The organism is Pseudomonas sp. H3(2019) (genome assembly GCF_007713465.1).
Classification (GTDB): domain Bacteria; phylum Pseudomonadota; class Gammaproteobacteria; order Pseudomonadales; family Pseudomonadaceae; genus Aquipseudomonas.
In genome coordinates, this window is record NZ_VMSG01000009.1 from 189,881 (window position 1) to 207,523 (window position 17,643).

The following is a 17,643-nucleotide window of genomic DNA, read 5'->3' on the forward strand; positions in this document are numbered from 1 at the left end:
CGGTTTCCTGGCAAAAGACGGCGTCATCGGAACATCATCCCAGCGAACCGCTCAGGCCGGTGTCCTGCACACAGATCACTCATGGCCGTCGCTACTTGCCGCTGGTCGTTGCCGGCCCGTTCCGAAACTGCTTGAGAAACGCAGCATCAGGCGTCAGTACCAACATCGGCTGACTGTCAGACAGCGCCTGACGGTAGGTCTGTAACGAGCGGTACAACTTGTAGAATTCCGGGTCTTTGCTGAACGCCGCCGAAAGAATCTGGTTAGCCGCTGCATCGGCCTCACCATGAGTGATTGCCGACTGGCGCTGAACTTCGGACAGCAACACCGTGCGATCTCGGTCGGCCTTGGCCTGGATTTGCTGGGCCCATTCAAAGCCCTGCGCGCGCAGCTCCTTGGCTTCGCGCTGGCGCTCGGACTTCATCCGGTCGTAAATCGCCTGACTGGCCTCCAGCGGCAGATCAGCGCGATGCAGACGCACCTCCGTCACCTCGATGCCGAGTGCGCGGGCCTTGTCGGCCACGTCTTTCTCGATGATCGCGACTTCCTGCTGACGGGCCGGCGACAACAGCGAACGCAGCGATATCTCACCCAACTCACGGCGCAACGAGGAGCTGACCATTTGCGTCAGTTGAGCATTGGCTTGATCCAGGGTCCCGACAGCCTGATAAAACCGCAGCGGGTCGCTAATGCGAAAACGCGTATAGGTCTCGACCTCGATCCGCTTCTGATCGCCGAGAATCACTTGCTCGGCCGGCGATGCCAGGGTTTGCAGACGGCTGTCGTAAAACACGATGGAGTCGCTGAACGGCACCTTGAACTTGAGCCCCGGCTCCCCGGCCACGCCCATCGGTGCACCAAAGCGGATGATCAGTGCCTGTTGCGATTCATCGACGACATAGGCCGACGCGGCCAACGCCCAGAGCGCAATCGCGACGACCGCTGCGGCCAACCATTTGACGGTGCGGTTCATAGTCGGGCGTCCTTTTGCTGGGGTTTGCCAGGCTCGCTCAGCGGCATGTACGGCACCACCCCGGACATGCCCTTGCCGGAAGAATCGATGATGACTTTGGAGGCTTTTTTCAGGACTTCATCCATGCTCTCCATGTACAGCCGCCAGGCGGTGACGTCTTTGGATTGCACGTAGCTGTTGTAGACCGAGAGAAACCGCTTGGCCTCGCCCTCGGCCAGGTTGCCGACCTGCGCCTGATAAGCTTCGGCTTCCTGAGTGATACGCGCCGCGTCGCCACGGGCACGGGGTATCACGTCATTGGCATAGGCTTCGGCTTCGTTGCGGGCGCGCTCCTGGTCGGCGCGGGCTCGCTGCACATCGTTGAACGCATCGATCACCTGCGGCGGCGGATCGACCCGTTGCAATTGCACCTGGGTGATGAGAATCCCCGCCTGTTCGCGGTCCAGCAATTGCTGCAGCAAGTCGCGGGTTTCATCGGCGATCTGCGCACGCTTGTCAGACATCACCGACTGAATCGGCGTACGCCCAATCACCTCGCGCAGCGCGCTTTCGGCCGCGAGTTTCACCGAGCGCTCCGGGTCGCTGATTTTGAACAGGTAGAGTCGCGCGTCCTTGATTCGCCAAAACACCGTGCAATCGGCTTCGACGATGTTTTCGTCACCGGTGAGCATCTGCTTGTCGCGCGCGCCATTGGTCGCAGCGCTCTGCACACTGGTACTGGTGCCCAGTTGCAACTGATTGACCTGAGTGATCTTGGGTAACAGGACGGTTTCGACAGGATAGGGCAAGTGATAGTGCAGCCCGGATTCGGCGGTCTGCTGCCAGCGCCCGAAGCGCAGCACAATGCCCTGTTCATCCGGCTGAACCTTGTAGATGCCGGAGCTGATCCAGGCCAGTAAAAGCAGCCCGCCGATCAGTGCCAGTCCCCGTCCGCCGAGATCCATCACGGCCAGGTCGTAGCCCATTCGCTTGAGCAGCCGACGCATCGGACTGACGGGCTCGACAGGAGCAAAGGCGGGACTATCGGTCATGCAATGGCTCCATGTCGTCAAATGACGAGCGCCCATTCGGGGGCGCCAAGGCGCGCAGAGTACCTGAACCCAAAACCGCGAAAATGAAAACTCTGTCATGTTCGCTGTACAAAAAACGCTCAACTGCTGCCAGGCCTTGGCTGCTCTGGCTCGTAGCCAACTGCACGCACCTTATCCACAGCCCCGTCCACAGTCTTTGGGGGCAAGTGCAAACCTTGAGACGCGCGATCTACAAGGCTTTGCGGGCAGATCTGAAAGTTTTTTGCTTGACCTGGGCACTGACAAGTGTAGCCAGCGTCGGTCGGTGCGACCGAGCAGTCACCGAGACGATGGCTACACGCCAGTCATTACGGCCCTTTGCCGAGTCTTTCCAGAGTTTAACCACAGACTTATCCACAGGCTGCGCAACGACTGTTCAGCCGCCGGGCAGCGGCAACAAAAAGGTTGACAAGGCTTACTCAAGGCCGCTGAAAAATGCCTGATCAAAAAACAACCACAACCCTGCAAGCCATGCCGTTAAAGGCCTTCAAGCAGTTGCTCCCATGTTACCCACAGCCAGTTCCACAGCAAACGGGGACAAGTCAAAACTGTGGAAAAACAGCTATTTGCAGCGGCTTTATGTCGCGCTTTAACAGGTTGCGAATATTGTTTTCCACAATTCCCAGATTGGATTGTGGATAGCGGCCGGAAGCTCTCGTTCCCACGCTCTGCGTGGGAATGTAGCCGGTGACGCTCTGCGTCACAAAAGCGGACGCAGAGCATCCGGAGAGGCGTTCCCACGCAGAGCGTGGGAACGATCAGCAGCATCAAGCAGAGTCAATGACCGCCCAGATACGCGTTACGCACCTCTTCGTTCACCAGCAGCTCCTTGCCAGTGCCGCTCAGGCGGATTTCACCGTTGACCATCACGTAGGCCCGATCCGACAGCTTGAGCGCGTGGTTGGCGTTCTGCTCGACCAGGAAGATGGTCATGCCGGTGCCCGCCAGTTCGCGCAGGGTAGCGAAGATCTGTTTCACCACAATCGGCGCCAACCCCAGGCTTGGCTCGTCGAGCAACAGCAATTTGGGCCGGCTCATCAATGCCCGGGCAATGGCGAGCATTTGCTGCTCGCCACCGGACATGGTCATCGCCCGCTGATTGCGCCGCTCCTTGAGCCGTGGAAACAGCTCGAACATGCGCTGCATGTCCTCGGCAGCGTACTGGTCGCCAATCGGGATCGTGCCCATCAGCAGGTTTTCCTCGACGGTCATGTCAGGGAACACCCGCCGCCCTTCCGGCGACTGGGCAATGCCGTTGGAGGCGATGTAGTGCGACGACTTGTGGGTGATGTCCACGCCGCGATAAACGATCTGCCCGCCAGCCGCGCGTGGCTGACCGAAGATCGACATCAGCAGCGTCGATTTGCCGGCACCGTTGGAACCGATCAGGCTGACGGTTTCGCCTTCGTTGATGTGCAGCGAGACCTTTTTCAGGGCCTGGATCGGCCCGTAGAACACGTCGATCGCTTTCAGTTCGAGGATCGGTTGAGTCATACCAGCTCCTCTTCATCAGCACCCAGGTAGGCGGCAATCACTTTCGGATCGTTGCGGATCGCTTGCGGGTTACCCTCGGCGATCACGTTGCCGTGGTCCAGCACCACGATGTGGTCGGAAATGCTCATTACCATGCCCATGTCGTGTTCAATCAGCACCACCGTAATGTCGTGGTCGTCGCGCAGATGCCGAATCATCGCGCTGAGCGCTTCGGTTTCCTGCGGGTTGAGGCCCGCCGCCGGTTCGTCCAGGCAAATGATCTTGGGCCGGGTGCACATGGCCCGGGCGATTTCCAGGCGGCGCTGCTGACCGTAGGACAGCTCACCGGCCAGGCGGTTGGCGCAGTCCACCAGATCGACCACCTCCAGCCAGTAGAAGGCATGGTCCAGGGCATCGCTTTCGGCCTTGCGGTAGCCTTTGGTGTTGAGAATGCCGGACACCAGGTTACGGTTGACCCACATGTGCTGAGCCACCAGCAGGTTCTCGATCACCGACATTTCCCTGAACAGGCGAATGTTCTGGAAGGTCCGCGCCAGGCCGGCGCGGTTGATCAGGTGCGTACCGCCGAACATCTTGTAGTGCAGGCGATTGACGAAGCGTTTCGGTGAAACGAAATCGGTCGCCTTGAACGGTTCCCCGAGCATCTTGATGACGTTGGTTTTGACACCCCGGGTGTTCAGTTCGATATGCCCGCCAGAGGCTTTGTAGAAACCGGTCAGGCAGTTGAACACCGTGGTCTTGCCCGCACCGTTGGGGCCGATCAACGCGAAGATCGAGTTACGCTTGACCTTCAGGCTGACGTCGCTCAGGGCTTTGATGCCGCCGAAGTGCATCATCAGGTTCTCTACCGAGAGAATGACTTCATCGCTCATGACGCGCTCCTCTCAGTCAAGGCACCCTTACGCGGGGTCACGCCGGTACGGCTGATACGAATCAGGCCGCGCGGTTTCCAGATCATCATCAACACCATGAGAATGCCGAACAGCAACACGCGGTATTCGGCGAAGCCACGCAGCAGTTCCGGGGCGACGGTCAGCACGAACGCGGCGATCACCACGCCGACGGTCGAGCCCATGCCGCCGAGTACGACGATGGCAAGGATCAACGCCGACTCGAAGAAGGTGAACGAGGTCGGGTTGACGAAACCTTGATAGCTGGCGAAAAACACACCCGCCAGACCGGCTGTGGAAGCCCCCAGGGTAAAGGCCGACAGCTTGACCAGTACGTGGTTGAGGCCCATGGCGCGGCAGGCGATTTCATCTTCGCGCAAGGCCTCCCAGGCACGCCCGACCGGCATTCGGGTCAGGCGATGCTTGATGTACAGCACCAGCATCACGACGAGGAACAACACGGCATAGATGAACATGAACTTGATGTTCGGGTTGTATTCGGTCCCGAAGAATTCATGGAAGGGTATCCCGCCATCCTTCGCCACACGCGTGAACTCGATACCGAAAAACGACGGTGATGGCACCGGCATGCCGTTAGGCCCGCCCGTGAAGGACAGCCAGTTGGTCAGTATCAGGCGAATGATTTCACCGAAGCCCAGGGTCACGATGGCCAGATAGTCACCGTGCATGCGCAACACCGGAAAGCCGAGGATGCATCCGGCCATCGCCGCCATGAGTGCCGACAGCGGCAACACGGTCCAGAAGCCCAGGCCAAGGTAGTGATAACCCAGTGCCAGGCCATACGCACCGATGGCGTAGAACGCCACATAACCCAGGTCGAGCAGACCTGCCAGACCGACCACGATATTCAGGCCAAGGCCCAGTAACACGTAGATCAAGCCCAGGATCACCACCGTCAGCAGGTACTTGTCGGCGAAGACCGGGAACACGATAGCGATCACGATCAACGCCGGAATGATGAAGCGCAGCCGCGACTTGAAATCAGGTGCCAGCACATGCACGCCGGAGCCGACGATTTCGAAGCGTTGCTGAACCTTCTCACCCTTGGCCGTCTGCATGAACAGGCTCAAGGCAAGACGCCCGAGCATCACCGCCCCGACCATCCAGGCCACACGCGTCGGTTGCAGATTGTAGCTATAACCTTCAAGCACTACGCCCACGATCGGGCCGAAGACAATCAGGGCAATCAACCCGGCCAGAACCGTGTCGATCAGGCTTTTTTTCACATCGATAGGTTTGTTATTAGTGTCGGACATGCTTACACCTTCGCCACAAGTGGGCGACCCAACAGGCCTTGAGGACGGAAAATCAGGATCAGTACCAGCAGCGAGAAGCTGAAGACGTCCTTGTAGTCAGAGTTGATCACGCCGGAAAACAGCGACTCGGAAACGCCGAGGATGATCCCGCCGAGCATGGCGCCAGGCAGCGAGCCAATCCCGCCGAGCACCGCAGCGGTGAAGGCCTTGATGCCGATCACGAAGCCGGCGTAGAAATCGAAGGTGCCGTAGTTCACCGTGATCAAGACACCCGCCAGCGCAGCCATGGCCGCACCGATAATGAACACGTAGGAGATCACCCGGTCGGTGTTTATCCCGAGGATCGAGGCCATCTTGCGGTCTTGTTGGGTGGCACGACACATGCGCCCCAACTTGGTGTATTTGATGATGTAGGTCAGCAGGGCCATCCCGATAAACGCAGCGACCAGAATAAAGATCTTGGTGTAGGTGATCTGCACGAAACCCGTACCGATATCGAATCTCAGCCCACCGCTCAGCAGCGTAGGAATACCCTGTTGCCGTGAGCCCTGAGCGATCTGTGCGTAGTTCTGCAGGATCAGCGAAACGCCGATAGCACTGATCAGCGGTGCCAGTCGGGTGGAGTTGCGTAGCGGTTTATAAGCGATGCGTTCGATGACCCAGCCATACACACCGGTCACGAAGACCGTGAACAGCAGAGTACCGAGGATCAACAGCGGAAAGGATTCGACACCGAACCAGGACAGCAGAGCCAGGCTGATTGCCGCCAGGTACGCGGAAATCATGTACACCTCGCCGTGGGCGAAGTTGATCATGCCGATGATGCCGTAGACCATTGTGTAGCCGATGGCGATCAGGCCGTAGACCGATCCGAGGGTCAAACCGTTGATAACTTGTTGCAGGAAAATACCGTCCATCATGCACTCTCACTAACTCGAGAGGCCACCGCGAACCCGGTGTCGATGAGCCCTTGTGAGGCGCACCTGGCCAGGTTCATGTGGCTCAGAAGAAAAATACCGGGTCGGCATGGTTGCAGAACCCATGACTCAAGCCGGGCCCCACGAAGGATATCGAGAGGCCCGGACCTGGCGGTGCGCTTATCTCACTTCTGTTTGTCCAGCTGGTGGTATTTGCCCGCGGCATCCCACTGGTAAACCACGTAGTCGGAGATTTTCAGGTCGCCCTTGCTATCCCATTCCTTCTTGCCCATCACGGTTTCCACCGGGTGCGCCTTGAGCCATTTGGCGGCTTCTTCACCTTTGTTCGACTTGGCGCCGTTGAAGCCGGCAGCCAGGGCTTGCACCGAGGCGTAGGCGTACAGGGTGTAGCCTTCAGGCTCGTAACCGGATTTGCGGAAGGTATCCACGACAGCCTTGCTGTCTGGAATCAGGCGCGGGTCAGCGCCGAAGGTCATGTACACGCCGTCGACGTAAGGAGCACCACCGGCAGTCGTGACCATTTCGTCGGTGACGATGCCATCATCGGACATGAACTTGACGTCTTTCAGGCCTTGCTCACGCAGTTGGTGCACCAGTGGACCGGCTTCCGGGTGCAGGCCACCGAAGTAAAGGACATCAGCCCCTACCGAACGGACCTTGGTGATCAGGGCACTGAAATCTTTCTCGCCGCGGGTCAGGCCTTCTTCAAGAACCGGTTTCACGCCACGCGCGGTCAGCTGCTTGGCCGTTGCGTCCGCCAGGCCTTTACCGTAGGTGTCCTTGTCGTTGATGACGGCAACTTTCTTGCCTTTCAGGACGTCGACAATGTAGTTGCCCGCGACGATACCTTGCTGGTCATCACGTCCGCACATACGCATCATGGCGGGCAGGCCGCGCTCGGTGACCGTCGGGTTGGTAGAGCCCGGGGTGATTGCGATGATGCCGGCGTCGGAGTAGACCTCGGAAGCCGGGATAGTCGACGACGAGCAGAAGTGCCCGACCACGCCGATCACCTTGTCCTGGACCATTTTGTTCGCGACGGCTACAGCCTGTTTCGGTTCGCAGGCGTCATCGCCCTGGACCAGTACGATTTTTTCGCCGTTGATGCCGCCCTTGGCGTTGATTGCATCCGCCGCCGCTTGCGCGCCTTTCATGTATTGCAAGCCGAAGGAAGCGCTAGGACCGGTCATCGGACCTGCCACACCAAGTTTGACATCCGCCTGAACAAACGAAGAAACACCCAATGCAGTAGCAACTGCGAGTGCCAGAAAACCTTTCCTGTAAAACGTCTGCGACATGTGATGGTGCTCCTGAGGTTTTTTTAGTTAGCACAGCAACTTCAGCGGAAGCTTTGATTCAGCTACAAGCGCAGAGCAAGTGGCGTGCCATCGGTTTTTTATTCTTCAAAAAGTCGCTGCTTTATTGTTATTTCGACTGTTTCGAGCCCTTTTTCATTGGGCGTGCAACCGTCTAAACCGCGGAAGGTGAAACCATTTATTTTCTGAGGCGCAACCCTAGCGCGCCATCATTGCAACCGCGGCGCCAAACGACGTGCAACCAGCCTGTAACAACGTGCGTCACCGAACTGCACACTGCTGGTGCGCAACTGCTACAAACCCGCACCATTACAGGCTAGTCGCTGCGCCAAAAAGCGCCGCTTCGCGCAACATATTTCCTTGATCAGATGACAATCCGCAGGCACTGGCCCGCGTGATAGAGCGAAAAACCGGCCTCGTACAGACAACTGCGCAGGCCCACCCCGGCCAGTGGCTGCATGGGTGCGAAGGGAATCGGTAGCGCCTGAGGATTTCCGTTACACAAATAATCGGCAAAGGCTTTACCGACTACCGTGCCCGTGGTCACACCACGGCCGTTGTAACCGGTGACGGCCACTAAACCGGGCGCCGGCTCGAACAAGCGCATCAAGTGATCGGGGGTAAAAGCAATGCAACCGGTCCAGGAGCATTCCCAGTCCACCGGTTTGAGGTAGGGGAAATAATGCTGCTGAACCCGGTCGGCCCAGGCCTTGAGGAACCAGGTGGGTTTCTGATTGCCGTTGCCCAGGCTGCCGAGCAACAACCGGCCGTCTTTGTCGCGACGGATACTGCTGAGTACCTGACGGGTGTCCCAGGAACCCTGGCCGCCGGGCAGGATCAGTTGCGCGGCTTCTTCGGTCAGCGGCTTTGATGCCACCTGATAGTAATAACCGGGGAAAAAACTGCGCCGCAGTTCAGTCCAGTCGCCTTCGGTGTAGGCGTTGGAAGCGATCACCACCTGCTCGGCCATGACCGAACCGGCGTCGGTTTGCACCGACCAGCGTTGGCCCTGACGTTCAAGCCGGGTCACCGCTGAATGATCGAAGAGCTGCCCTCCCAGGTCCGCAGCAGCCTTGGCCAGACCGCTGGTGTAGGCCATCGGATTGAGCGTGCCGGCACGGCGGTCGAGCAACGCGGCGGCAATCTTTTTGGTCCCGGTGGCCTGCTCGCACGCCGCACCGGTCAGCAACTCCACGGGCGCGCCGCGGCGCTTCCATTGTTCTTCACGACTGCGCAGATCGGCTTCGCCACGGGCGTTGTGCGCCATGTGCAGCGTGCCTTCGCGGCGTAGCTGGCAATCGATGGTGTATTTGTCGATCAGGCTGAACACCAGCGAAGGCGCCGCGCCGAGCATGCGATTGAGCTGGCTGCCGATCGCTTCGCCGAACCCGGCTTCGATCTCGTCCGGGGGAATCCACATCCCGGCATTCACCAACCCGACGTTACGCCCCGAACCGCCCTGCCCGCAGCGCTTGGCCTCGAGCACGCAGACACTTTTACCCTGTTCCAGCAAATGCACCGCCGCTGACAAACCGGTAAAACCGGCGCCGATCACGCAGACGTCCGCCGTCACCTCGCCCTTGAGCGTCGCCCGGTCAGGCCGTTGCGGCGTCAGTTTTTCCCATAAGCATTCTTCGCGTAACGGCATCGCCAGACTCCGAAAATGTAAGCCCAACCAAAAACGACGCAGCCTGATCGTTCCCATGCTCTGCGTGGGAATGCCTCACCGGACGCTCTGCGTCCGCTCTTGATGTGACGCGGAGCGTCACGGGCTGCATTCCTTTGCTGCGCGTGGGAACAATCATCCGGGGCTTAGTCGAAGGTAATCCCTTGGGCCAGCGGCAACTCCAGCGAGTAGTTGACGGTGTTGGTCTGGCGACGCATGTAACCGCGCCACGCATCGGAGCCGGACTCGCGACCACCGCCGGTTTCTTTCTCACCGCCAAAGGCGCCGCCGATTTCCGCGCCGCTCGGGCCGATGTTGACGTTGGCGATGCCGCAGTCGCTGCCCACCGCCGACATGAACTGCTCGGCCTCACGCACATCAGTGGTGAAGATGCACGACGACAGGCCTTGTGGCACCGCGTTGTTCAGGCGCAATGCTTCGGCGAAGTCCTTGTAGCCAACCACGTACAGAATCGGTGCGAAGGTTTCGCTGCGCACTACATCGCTCTGCTCCGGCATTTCGACGATGGCCGGCGAAACGTAGTAGGCGTTCGGGAACTTGTCTTCGAGCTGACGCTTGCCGCCAAACACCCGGCCGCCTTCGCTCAAGGCTTGTTCCAGCGCGTCCTGCATGTTTTCAAAGCTGTGTTTGTCGATCAACGGGCCGACCAGATTGCCTTCCAGCGGATGGCCGATGCGCACTTTGGAATAGGCGGCCTTGAGGCGGGTGACAATCTCTTCCTTGACCGACTCGTGGGCGATCAGGCGACGCAAGGTGGTGCAACGCTGACCGGCGGTGCCGACTGCGCTGAACAGAATCGCCCGCACAGCCATGTCGAGGTCGGCGCTTGGGCCGAGGATCATTGCGTTGTTGCCACCCAGTTCCAGAATGCTGCGAGCAAAGCGTGCGGCGATTTTCGGCGCTACTTCGCGGCCCATGCGGGTGCTGCCGGTGGCGCTGATCAAGGCCACACGCGGGTCGTCTACCAGCGCTTCACCGGCATCGCGGCCACCGATGATCACTTGGCTGAGGTATTGCGGTGCATCGCTGAAGTTCTTCAATACACGCTCGAACAGCGCCTGGCAGGCCAGTGCAGTGAGCGGGGTTTTCTCCGACGGTTTCCAGATCACCGAGTTGCCGCAGACCAGCGCCAGCGTGGTGTTCCAGGCCCAGACCGCAACCGGGAAGTTGAACGCACTGATCACCCCGACCACGCCCAGCGGATGCCAGGACTCACGCATGTGGTGACCCGGACGCTCGGAGGCGATAGTCAAACCGTACAGCTGGCGGGACAAACCGACGGCGAAGTCGCAGATGTCGATCATTTCCTGAACTTCACCCAGGCCTTCCTGAGTGATCTTGCCGGCTTCCCAGGACACCAGCTCGCCCAAATCGGCCTTGTACTCGCGCAGTACTTCGCCGAACTGACGCACCAGTTCGCCACGACGCGGTGCCGGAACCTTGCGCCACAGGTCGAACGCATGCTCTGCGCGACTGACCTGCTGCTCGACTTCAGCGGCGCCTTCCCAGTTCACGGAGGCAATATGGCTGCCATCGATCGGTGAATGCACGGGCTGTTTGCCGTTCTGGTACAGGGCCGGGTTCACCCCCAAACGATCAAGCAATGCGGCAACCATGGGTCACTCCTTCAACGTGAAAAGCAGAAAATTCACAGCCCGCTGACAAGGGGCTTCAGGCCTATAGTTGTAGCCGCCCCGAGACTTGCCAACAAACGACGATTAAGCGAGATATCATTCCGTTTATTCATGCAAAGCGTTGCAACAAGAACAAGGGCCCACCCATGCTGAATAAACGCCACTTGCCATCGATCACCGCGTTGCAGTGTTTCGAAGCGGTCACTCGTCACCTGAGCTTCACCCGCGCCGCCGAAGAGCTGAACCTGACCCAGAGCGCCGTGAGCAAACAGGTCGCGCAACTCGAAGAGCTGTTGCAGCACCTGCTGTTTCGCCGGGTACGCCGACGCCTGCAAATGACTCCGGCCGGGGATTTGTACCTGGTTGAAGTGCGAAAAATCCTCACACAAGTCGAGATGTCGACCCACTACCTGCGTTCCTACGGCGGTGAGACCGAAGTACTGCGCGTGTCTACGCCTTCAACCTTTGGCGCTCGCTGGCTGGTGCCACGCCTGAAAGGCTGGCGCCTGCGTCATCCGCATATTCATCTGGACTTGTGTAACGAGCAGGAAGCCGACGACCTGCTGCAAGGGCGCAGCGACCTGGCGTTCTATTTCGGTCAGGGTTCGCGGCCCGGTACCGAATGCCTGAAGCTGTTTGGCGAAGAGCTGGTGCCGGTTTGCGCACCGGGCAGCCTGCCGGAGCAGCCATTTACTGACCCAACGCAACTCAGCGATCTGGTATTGCTGCAAAATGCCTCGCGTCCTCAGGCCTGGCACGATTGGTTCGACAGTCAGGGTTACCAGACCGAGCACAGCTATCACGGCCCGCGTTTCGAAACCTTTTATATGTGCATCCGCGCCGCACAAGTCGGCTGTGGCGTCGCCCTGTTGCCACGGTTCCTGGTGGAAGAGGAATTGGCCGACGGCAAACTGGTTATCCCCTGGCCGCACGCAATGCCCAGCAACGATGCCTATTACCTGGCCTACCCCGAACATTCGGCGGAAGTGCCAAAGGTGCGCGATTTTGTGAAGTGGATGCTGGAGCAGATCGATAGCCCATTGTCGTAAGAACAACAAAGATCCCGTAGCAGCAGGCTTCGCCAGCTGCTACGGACTGTGTAACGGCTTAACCCTGATCAAAAAAACACTGGCAATACAGCCCACCGATATGCGCCACTAGTCCCATTCATTGAAACAGCTGAAACGTCGCTGCCGTCAGCGGCGGCCAGCCTGGAGATTCCCGTTATGAGCGAGAGTGTGTTTGCCGATCGCATCGTGCAGAACCTGCTCGACACCGACTTCTACAAACTGACCATGATGCAGGCGGTGCTGCACAACTACCCCAACGTTGAAGTCGAATGGGAGTTCCGCTGCCGCAATAGCGAGGACCTGCGCCCGTACCTGGCGGAGATTCGTTTTCAGATCGAACGTCTGGCTGAACTGAGCCTGAGCAACGATCAGTTGAGCTTTCTGGAGCGCATCAGTTTCCTGAAGCCGGATTTCCTGCGTTTTCTCGGGTTGTTCCGCTTCAACCTGCGTTACATCCACACCGGCATCGAGAACGGCGAGCTGTTCATCCGTCTGCGCGGGCCGTGGTTGCATGTGATTCTGTTCGAAGTGCCGCTGCTGGCGGTGGTCAGCGAAGTGCGCAACCGCTATCGCTACCGTGAAATTGTCATGGAACAGGTCCGCGAGCAGCTCTATCGCAAGTTCGACTGGTTGAGCGCCAATGCCAGCGCCGACGAGCTCTCGCACCTGCAGGTGGCGGATTTCGGCACTCGCCGGCGCTTCTCCTTCCGCGTGCAGGAAGAAGTGGTGAACGTGCTCAAGCACGATTTCCCCGGACGTTTCGTCGGCACCAGCAACGTGCACCTGTCCCGCGAGCTGGGCATGAAGCCGCTCGGCACCATGGCTCACGAATGGATCATGGCTCACCAGCAACTCGGCCCGCGACTGATCGACAGCCAGAGCGCCGCCCTCGATTGCTGGGTTCGCGAATACCGCGGCCTGCTGGGGATCGCCCTGACCGACTGCATCACCACCGATGCCTTCCTGAGCGATTTCGACCTGTATTTCGCCAAGCTTTTCGACGGTTTGCGCCATGACTCCGGGGACCCGATTGCCTGGGCCGAAAAAGCCATCGCCCACTACCATAAGCTCGGTATCGAGCCGATGAGCAAGACGCTGGTGTTCTCCGACAGCCTGACGCTGCCAAAATCGCTGGAGATATTCCGCGCGTTGCGTGGTCGGATCAATGTCAGCTTCGGTATTGGCACCAACCTGACCTGCGATATTCCGGGTGTCGAACCCATGAGCATCGTGCTTAAAATGACGGCCTGCAATGGTCAGCCCGTCGCCAAGATTTCCGATGAGGCCGGCAAGACACACTGCAAAGACCCGAATTTCGTCGCCTATTTGCGACATGTGTTTCAAGTACCTGCCGCCCTCTCTGGCACATCAAGCAAGGAGTGAATTCATGCAAGCCGTACAGCGTGAGATTGCTGAACAGCTCAAGGTCCAACCGCCCTTCGCAAACCCGGCAGCCCTGGAGGCTGAAGTCGCACGGCGGATTACCTTTATCCAGGATTGCCTGGTCAATTCCGGGCTCAAGACCCTGGTGCTCGGCATCAGCGGTGGCGTCGACTCGTTGACCGCCGGGCTTCTGGCCCAACGGGCCATGCGCGAGTTACGTGAGCGCAGCGGTGACGCGGGCTACAAGTTCATCGCCGTACGCTTGCCGTACGAAACCCAGTTCGATGAACACGATGCGCAGGCCTGCGTGGACTTCATCGCCCCGGATGAGCGCCACACCGTGAACATCGGCCCGGCGGTCAAGTCGCTGGCCAGTGAAGTCGCCGCCTTCGAAGGCAAGCACGCAGTCTCGGTGGATTTCGTGCTGGGCAACACCAAGGCGCGGATGCGCATGGTCGCGCAATACACCATCGCCGGCGCCGCCCACGGCCTGGTGATCGGCACCGACCACGCGGCAGAAGCGGTGATGGGTTTCTTCACCAAGTTCGGTGACGGCGCCTGCGACCTCGCGCCGCTGAGCGGCCTGGTGAAAAACCAGGTCCGGGCCATCGCCCGCAGCTTCGGCGCACCGGAGTCGCTGGTGGAAAAGGTGCCGACCGCCGACCTTGAAGACCTGTCGCCTGGCAAACCGGATGAAGCGTCCCACGGTGTGACCTATGCCGAGATCGACGCATTCCTGCACGGTGAGCCGGTGCGTGAAGAAGCGTTCAGGATCATCTGCGATACGTATCGCAAGACCCATCACAAGCGGGTGATGCCGTTTGCGCCGTAAGTGATGGCAGACAGGTACAACAAAGCCCACTGGAGGAGTGATCCTCAGTGGGCTTTTTAATACGTCATGGTTGAGCGGGAATTAAGCAGTCACACCGTCAACCTTACCTAGTCAGCGTGAATGTGCTGCGTCCTGAAATATTACGGTCTTAAATCAAAATACATGCTCCATGACGGTGACCGCAGCTCTCCTCCGGGCTCCCCCACCGTGAAGGTATTGAACATCGAGATCAACGTTACTTGAACAGCCCAACCGCCATTGGGGGAAGCCTGAGTTCTCGTCAGCTCATTCCCTTGGTAATAAAACACAACCATTTGGTCAGGCTTTGCAATGCCAGCAAGCGAAACCGCTTCAGTCGGAGAGCGCTCGCCATTGGGAGTACTTCCCGTAGATATGTAAGGAGTACCGACTGTAACGCTCCAGATATCCGATTCTGGCTGGCTGCCATCGCGCTTTTTTGCTTTGAAGGCGTAGCGTTTGACACTTAATTCGCTCGCGTCGAACTCCCATTGGGTACCGATAGTTCTGGCCTCGCCCAGCAGCGCAGCCCCATCATAAACATCGACTACTCCCCCCTCGGCAACCGTGCCCTTGAGTTTCACCGTCGTATCGATAGTCGCCCAATTATTGGCGATAGAAGCGCCCTTGGAGTCCGTCATTGCGGTGATTGCCAATATCACTGCGTCCTCGTTCACCTTCACGGTCCAGGTATTGGAGTCCTGTCCGCTGGCGACCGCCTTGATCTCGTGCGTGCCCGGGCTCAGTTCGGTCAGCTCGTGCTTCCACACCCCGCCTTCAGCGGTGACCGTGCCCTTCGAGTCGGTTCCAACGAAAATCTCCACCGTCGCACCCTCCCCCGCAGTGCCTTCCAGCTTCAGGGTGGTGTCGGTGGTTTCGCCCTTGTCGGCAACGAGATTGTCCTTGGAATCCGTCACCTGGGTGATGGCCGGTTTGACTACCTCGGCGACGTTTTTAACGGTATAGACCCGCTCCTCGAAATCAAACGCCTGATCCTCATCGTCCTCCTGGTTCAGCGCGACCCTGACAATGACCTTCAACGGCGAGCCATTGAGTAACGCCCTGAAATAGTCATAAGGCACTTTCACCTCGCGGTAACCGCGAGTGATCCAGGCCCCATCCACTGGCTCCGATAGCAGCACGGTGAGCGGGTGATCCACATCGCCGGCTTTCTTGCCCTCCAGGCGAGCCCAGCATCGTTGCTTTTCGGCAATCAGCGGCCAGATTCCCAAGCGCAGCGTGAGGTCATTGGAACTGCCGGTCAGGTCCAGTCCGGGCCCGTTACCGTCGTTCTCCGCCTCACGGATCAGCGCTGCTTTCAACTCACTCTTTGGCAGAGGGAGCACGTTGAGTTCCAGTGGCGGCTCAGAGGTTTTATCGTCCTCACTGTCCCGTACGATCGTGTACGTCACCATCATTTTTTTGCCCAGAAGGAACGCAACGACCTCCTTCTTCAAATTCACAATCCTGGGGTTTCTCGACCCTAGTGACAGCGGCTCGCTTTTGTACTGTCCACCGTCCGGGGTGCCGGGTTCGCCCGCAATCTCGACATAGAACTTGTCACTCGGCAGCAGTTTCTCCGTAGGTATCAGCGCCCTGAACCGGAGGGAGGTGTTGATCGAGTCCAGATCGCTGTCATTCAACACCGGCTCGACCGTCAATGGGTCGAGATCCGGGATAGGAGCGCGTGTTTGAGGAGCGGTAACTTGAGCAGTCATGAGCAATCTCCATCTCGCAAGAGTCGCCGCAACATCAGCAGCGGCGTTGACGTTCATCTGGCACCCGGCGCCAATACGCTGACCGTTGTCAGCGCATACCGGATCAATACTCCATTACTTCGCCGGCGCGACCTTGCGCACGCGATAGAGATTGGACTTCCGCGCGACTTCGTCGGGTGCTGAGGCTACGTAGTGATACTCCCTGGGCTCCGCACCGATGTGTGCAGTCCATTCCCACTGACCTTGCGCGTTGACCTTAATAGCCTTGATTATTTGGTCGCTGAGAAGCTCATGGACGTTGATCTCCCCTCCCGCAGTACCCGAGCCTCGCAGCGTAAACGCCTGCCCGGAGGTTTCGTCGTAAGGCGGGATGAGTGTCGTACCCTTAAGGTCAGTCACCTGCTCGATAATCGGTGTTCCAACCGCGAATACCTCCAGTGGCCAAAGCATCGGCGCGTCGCGGGCACTCAGCGCGAAAAAGTAGCGATACGCCTTTAAACCGCTCAGGGACATACTCCAATACCCGTTTCGATCAGACTCAACCGTCTCCAGCGGAGTAAAGACATCATAAGCTGTGATGTTCTTCGAAAATCCGGCTGTACCGTGAAGGGTGATGGTGTCAGATGTGGTAGCACCTCCGCGAGGGACTTCCTTGCGTTGAGGGCCTTTGGAGGCGGTGATGGCAAGTGTTCCGTTGGAGGGGGCCGTTTTTCTGATTACCGTCCAGGTATCCGATACCAATCCGCTGGCAACGCCTTTCACCGTCAGATCCTGCTCTTCCAGATCCAGATCGGTCAGCGTGTACTCCAAATCACCCTGCGCATCCGCAGTTTCTTTACCCTTTGAGACGCCATTGACAAAAAACTCAAGTTCTTCGTTCGCGCCCGCCTTGATGTTCAGCTTCACCGTCTGAGTGAGGGTTGTGGTGCCATGGGGAACATCCGCACCCGATATTTCCTTGACTGAATTGACGACGGGGTTTTCCGTCGACAGCGCTTCGACGGTAACGGTCCAGGTGTCTGATTCCAGCTCATCGCCATCCTGCTCTATGGCTTTGAACACATACTTTTCTGGAGGCAAGGTCCCCGTTTCAAACTCCCACGTGGTGGCCCCCGTCGACTTGCCATCGCCCAGCGGAGTCGAGCCGTTATAAATCTTGACCGCTTCCCCCGCCGCTACCGTGCCTGTGAGTTTCAACGGCGTTTGGGTGGTCGTGCCGGGATTGCCGACCGGCGCGCCTGCGGAGTCCTTCACTTCGCCAATTGTCGGCTTCACCACCGCAGCAGTTGTAACGGTATAGCTTCGCACCTGCGAGAGGTGCGCCTCGTCCTTATTATCAACCT

Annotated in this window: 13 protein-coding genes and 1 pseudogene; 3 read left to right on the forward strand and 11 right to left on the reverse strand. The window is 58.8% G+C overall.

Going from position 1 to position 17,643, the window contains the following annotated elements; all coding sequences use genetic code 11:
• Window positions 1-91: 91 nt before the first annotated feature.
• The 9 genes from hflC to FPT12_RS11925 all read right to left on the reverse strand — a co-directional run bounded on the left by hflC (window position 92) and on the right by FPT12_RS11925 (window position 11,261).
• A complete protein-coding gene (gene hflC, locus FPT12_RS11865; RefSeq protein WP_145016418.1) occupies window positions 92-973 on the reverse strand; it encodes a protease modulator HflC in 882 nt (293 codons plus the stop codon).
• Window positions 970-2,004 carry an FtsH protease activity modulator HflK gene (hflK, locus tag FPT12_RS11870; protein WP_145016419.1) on the reverse strand — a complete coding sequence of 345 codons (1,035 nt, stop codon included), beginning with the start codon at window positions 2,002-2,004 and terminating at the stop codon, window positions 970-972. The genes hflC and hflK overlap by 4 nt, the downstream gene beginning before the upstream one ends.
• 816 nt (window positions 2,005-2,820) lie before the next feature.
• Window positions 2,821-3,537, reverse strand: coding sequence for an ABC transporter ATP-binding protein (locus FPT12_RS11885; RefSeq protein ID WP_145016421.1), 717 nt, complete (start codon window positions 3,535-3,537; stop codon window positions 2,821-2,823).
• Window positions 3,534-4,409 (reverse strand): ABC transporter ATP-binding protein, encoded by an 876-nt coding sequence (locus FPT12_RS11890; protein ID WP_019691548.1) that lies wholly within the window; start codon window positions 4,407-4,409, stop codon window positions 3,534-3,536. Before FPT12_RS11890 ends, FPT12_RS11885 begins: the two co-directional genes overlap by 4 nt.
• The gene (gene livM, locus FPT12_RS11895; protein WP_145016422.1) at window positions 4,406-5,704 is read right to left on the reverse strand and encodes a high-affinity branched-chain amino acid ABC transporter permease LivM; all 1,299 of its coding nucleotides are present in this window, start codon (window positions 5,702-5,704) and stop codon (window positions 4,406-4,408) included. The genes FPT12_RS11890 and livM overlap by 4 nt, the downstream gene beginning before the upstream one ends.
• Window positions 5,705-5,706: 2 nt before the next feature.
• A complete protein-coding gene (locus FPT12_RS11900; protein ID WP_145016435.1) occupies window positions 5,707-6,621 on the reverse strand; it encodes a branched-chain amino acid ABC transporter permease LivH in 915 nt (304 codons plus the stop codon).
• A 185-nt stretch (window positions 6,622-6,806) separates the two neighbouring features.
• Window positions 6,807-7,940 carry a branched-chain amino acid ABC transporter substrate-binding protein gene (locus tag FPT12_RS11905; RefSeq protein ID WP_145016423.1) on the reverse strand — a complete coding sequence of 378 codons (1,134 nt, stop codon included), beginning with the start codon at window positions 7,938-7,940 and terminating at the stop codon, window positions 6,807-6,809.
• A 382-nt stretch (window positions 7,941-8,322) separates the two neighbouring features.
• Window positions 8,323-9,606, reverse strand: coding sequence for an FAD-binding oxidoreductase (locus tag FPT12_RS11915; RefSeq protein ID WP_145016424.1), 1,284 nt, complete (start codon window positions 9,604-9,606; stop codon window positions 8,323-8,325).
• A gap of 164 nt (window positions 9,607-9,770) precedes the next feature.
• Entirely contained in the window at window positions 9,771-11,261 is a 1,491-nt protein-coding gene (locus FPT12_RS11925) for an aldehyde dehydrogenase family protein (protein WP_145016426.1), read from the reverse strand.
• Window positions 11,262-11,425: 164 nt separating this feature from the next.
• Between FPT12_RS11925 and FPT12_RS11930 the strand changes: the two genes are divergently transcribed.
• The 3 genes from FPT12_RS11930 (at window position 11,426) to nadE (ending at window position 14,564) form a co-directional block, all read left to right on the forward strand.
• Window positions 11,426-12,328, forward strand: coding sequence for a LysR family transcriptional regulator (locus FPT12_RS11930; protein WP_145016427.1), 903 nt, complete (start codon window positions 11,426-11,428; stop codon window positions 12,326-12,328).
• 177 nt (window positions 12,329-12,505) lie between these two features.
• Window positions 12,506-13,732, forward strand: coding sequence for a nicotinate phosphoribosyltransferase (gene pncB, locus FPT12_RS11935; RefSeq protein WP_145016428.1), 1,227 nt, complete (start codon window positions 12,506-12,508; stop codon window positions 13,730-13,732).
• A gap of 4 nt (window positions 13,733-13,736) precedes the next feature.
• Complete coding sequence (gene nadE, locus FPT12_RS11940; RefSeq protein WP_145016429.1) at window positions 13,737-14,564, forward strand: ammonia-dependent NAD(+) synthetase; 828 nt, start codon at window positions 13,737-13,739, stop codon at window positions 14,562-14,564.
• Window positions 14,565-14,704: 140 nt separating this feature from the next.
• Here the strand turns inward: nadE and FPT12_RS11945 are convergent, their stop codons facing one another.
• Window positions 14,705-16,300 carry a hypothetical protein gene (locus FPT12_RS11945; protein ID WP_145016430.1) on the reverse strand — a complete coding sequence of 532 codons (1,596 nt, stop codon included), beginning with the start codon at window positions 16,298-16,300 and terminating at the stop codon, window positions 14,705-14,707.
• Window positions 16,301-16,414: 114 nt separating this feature from the next.
• Window positions 16,415-17,643: pseudogene (locus FPT12_RS27645) on the reverse strand (hypothetical protein); the annotation flags it as partial.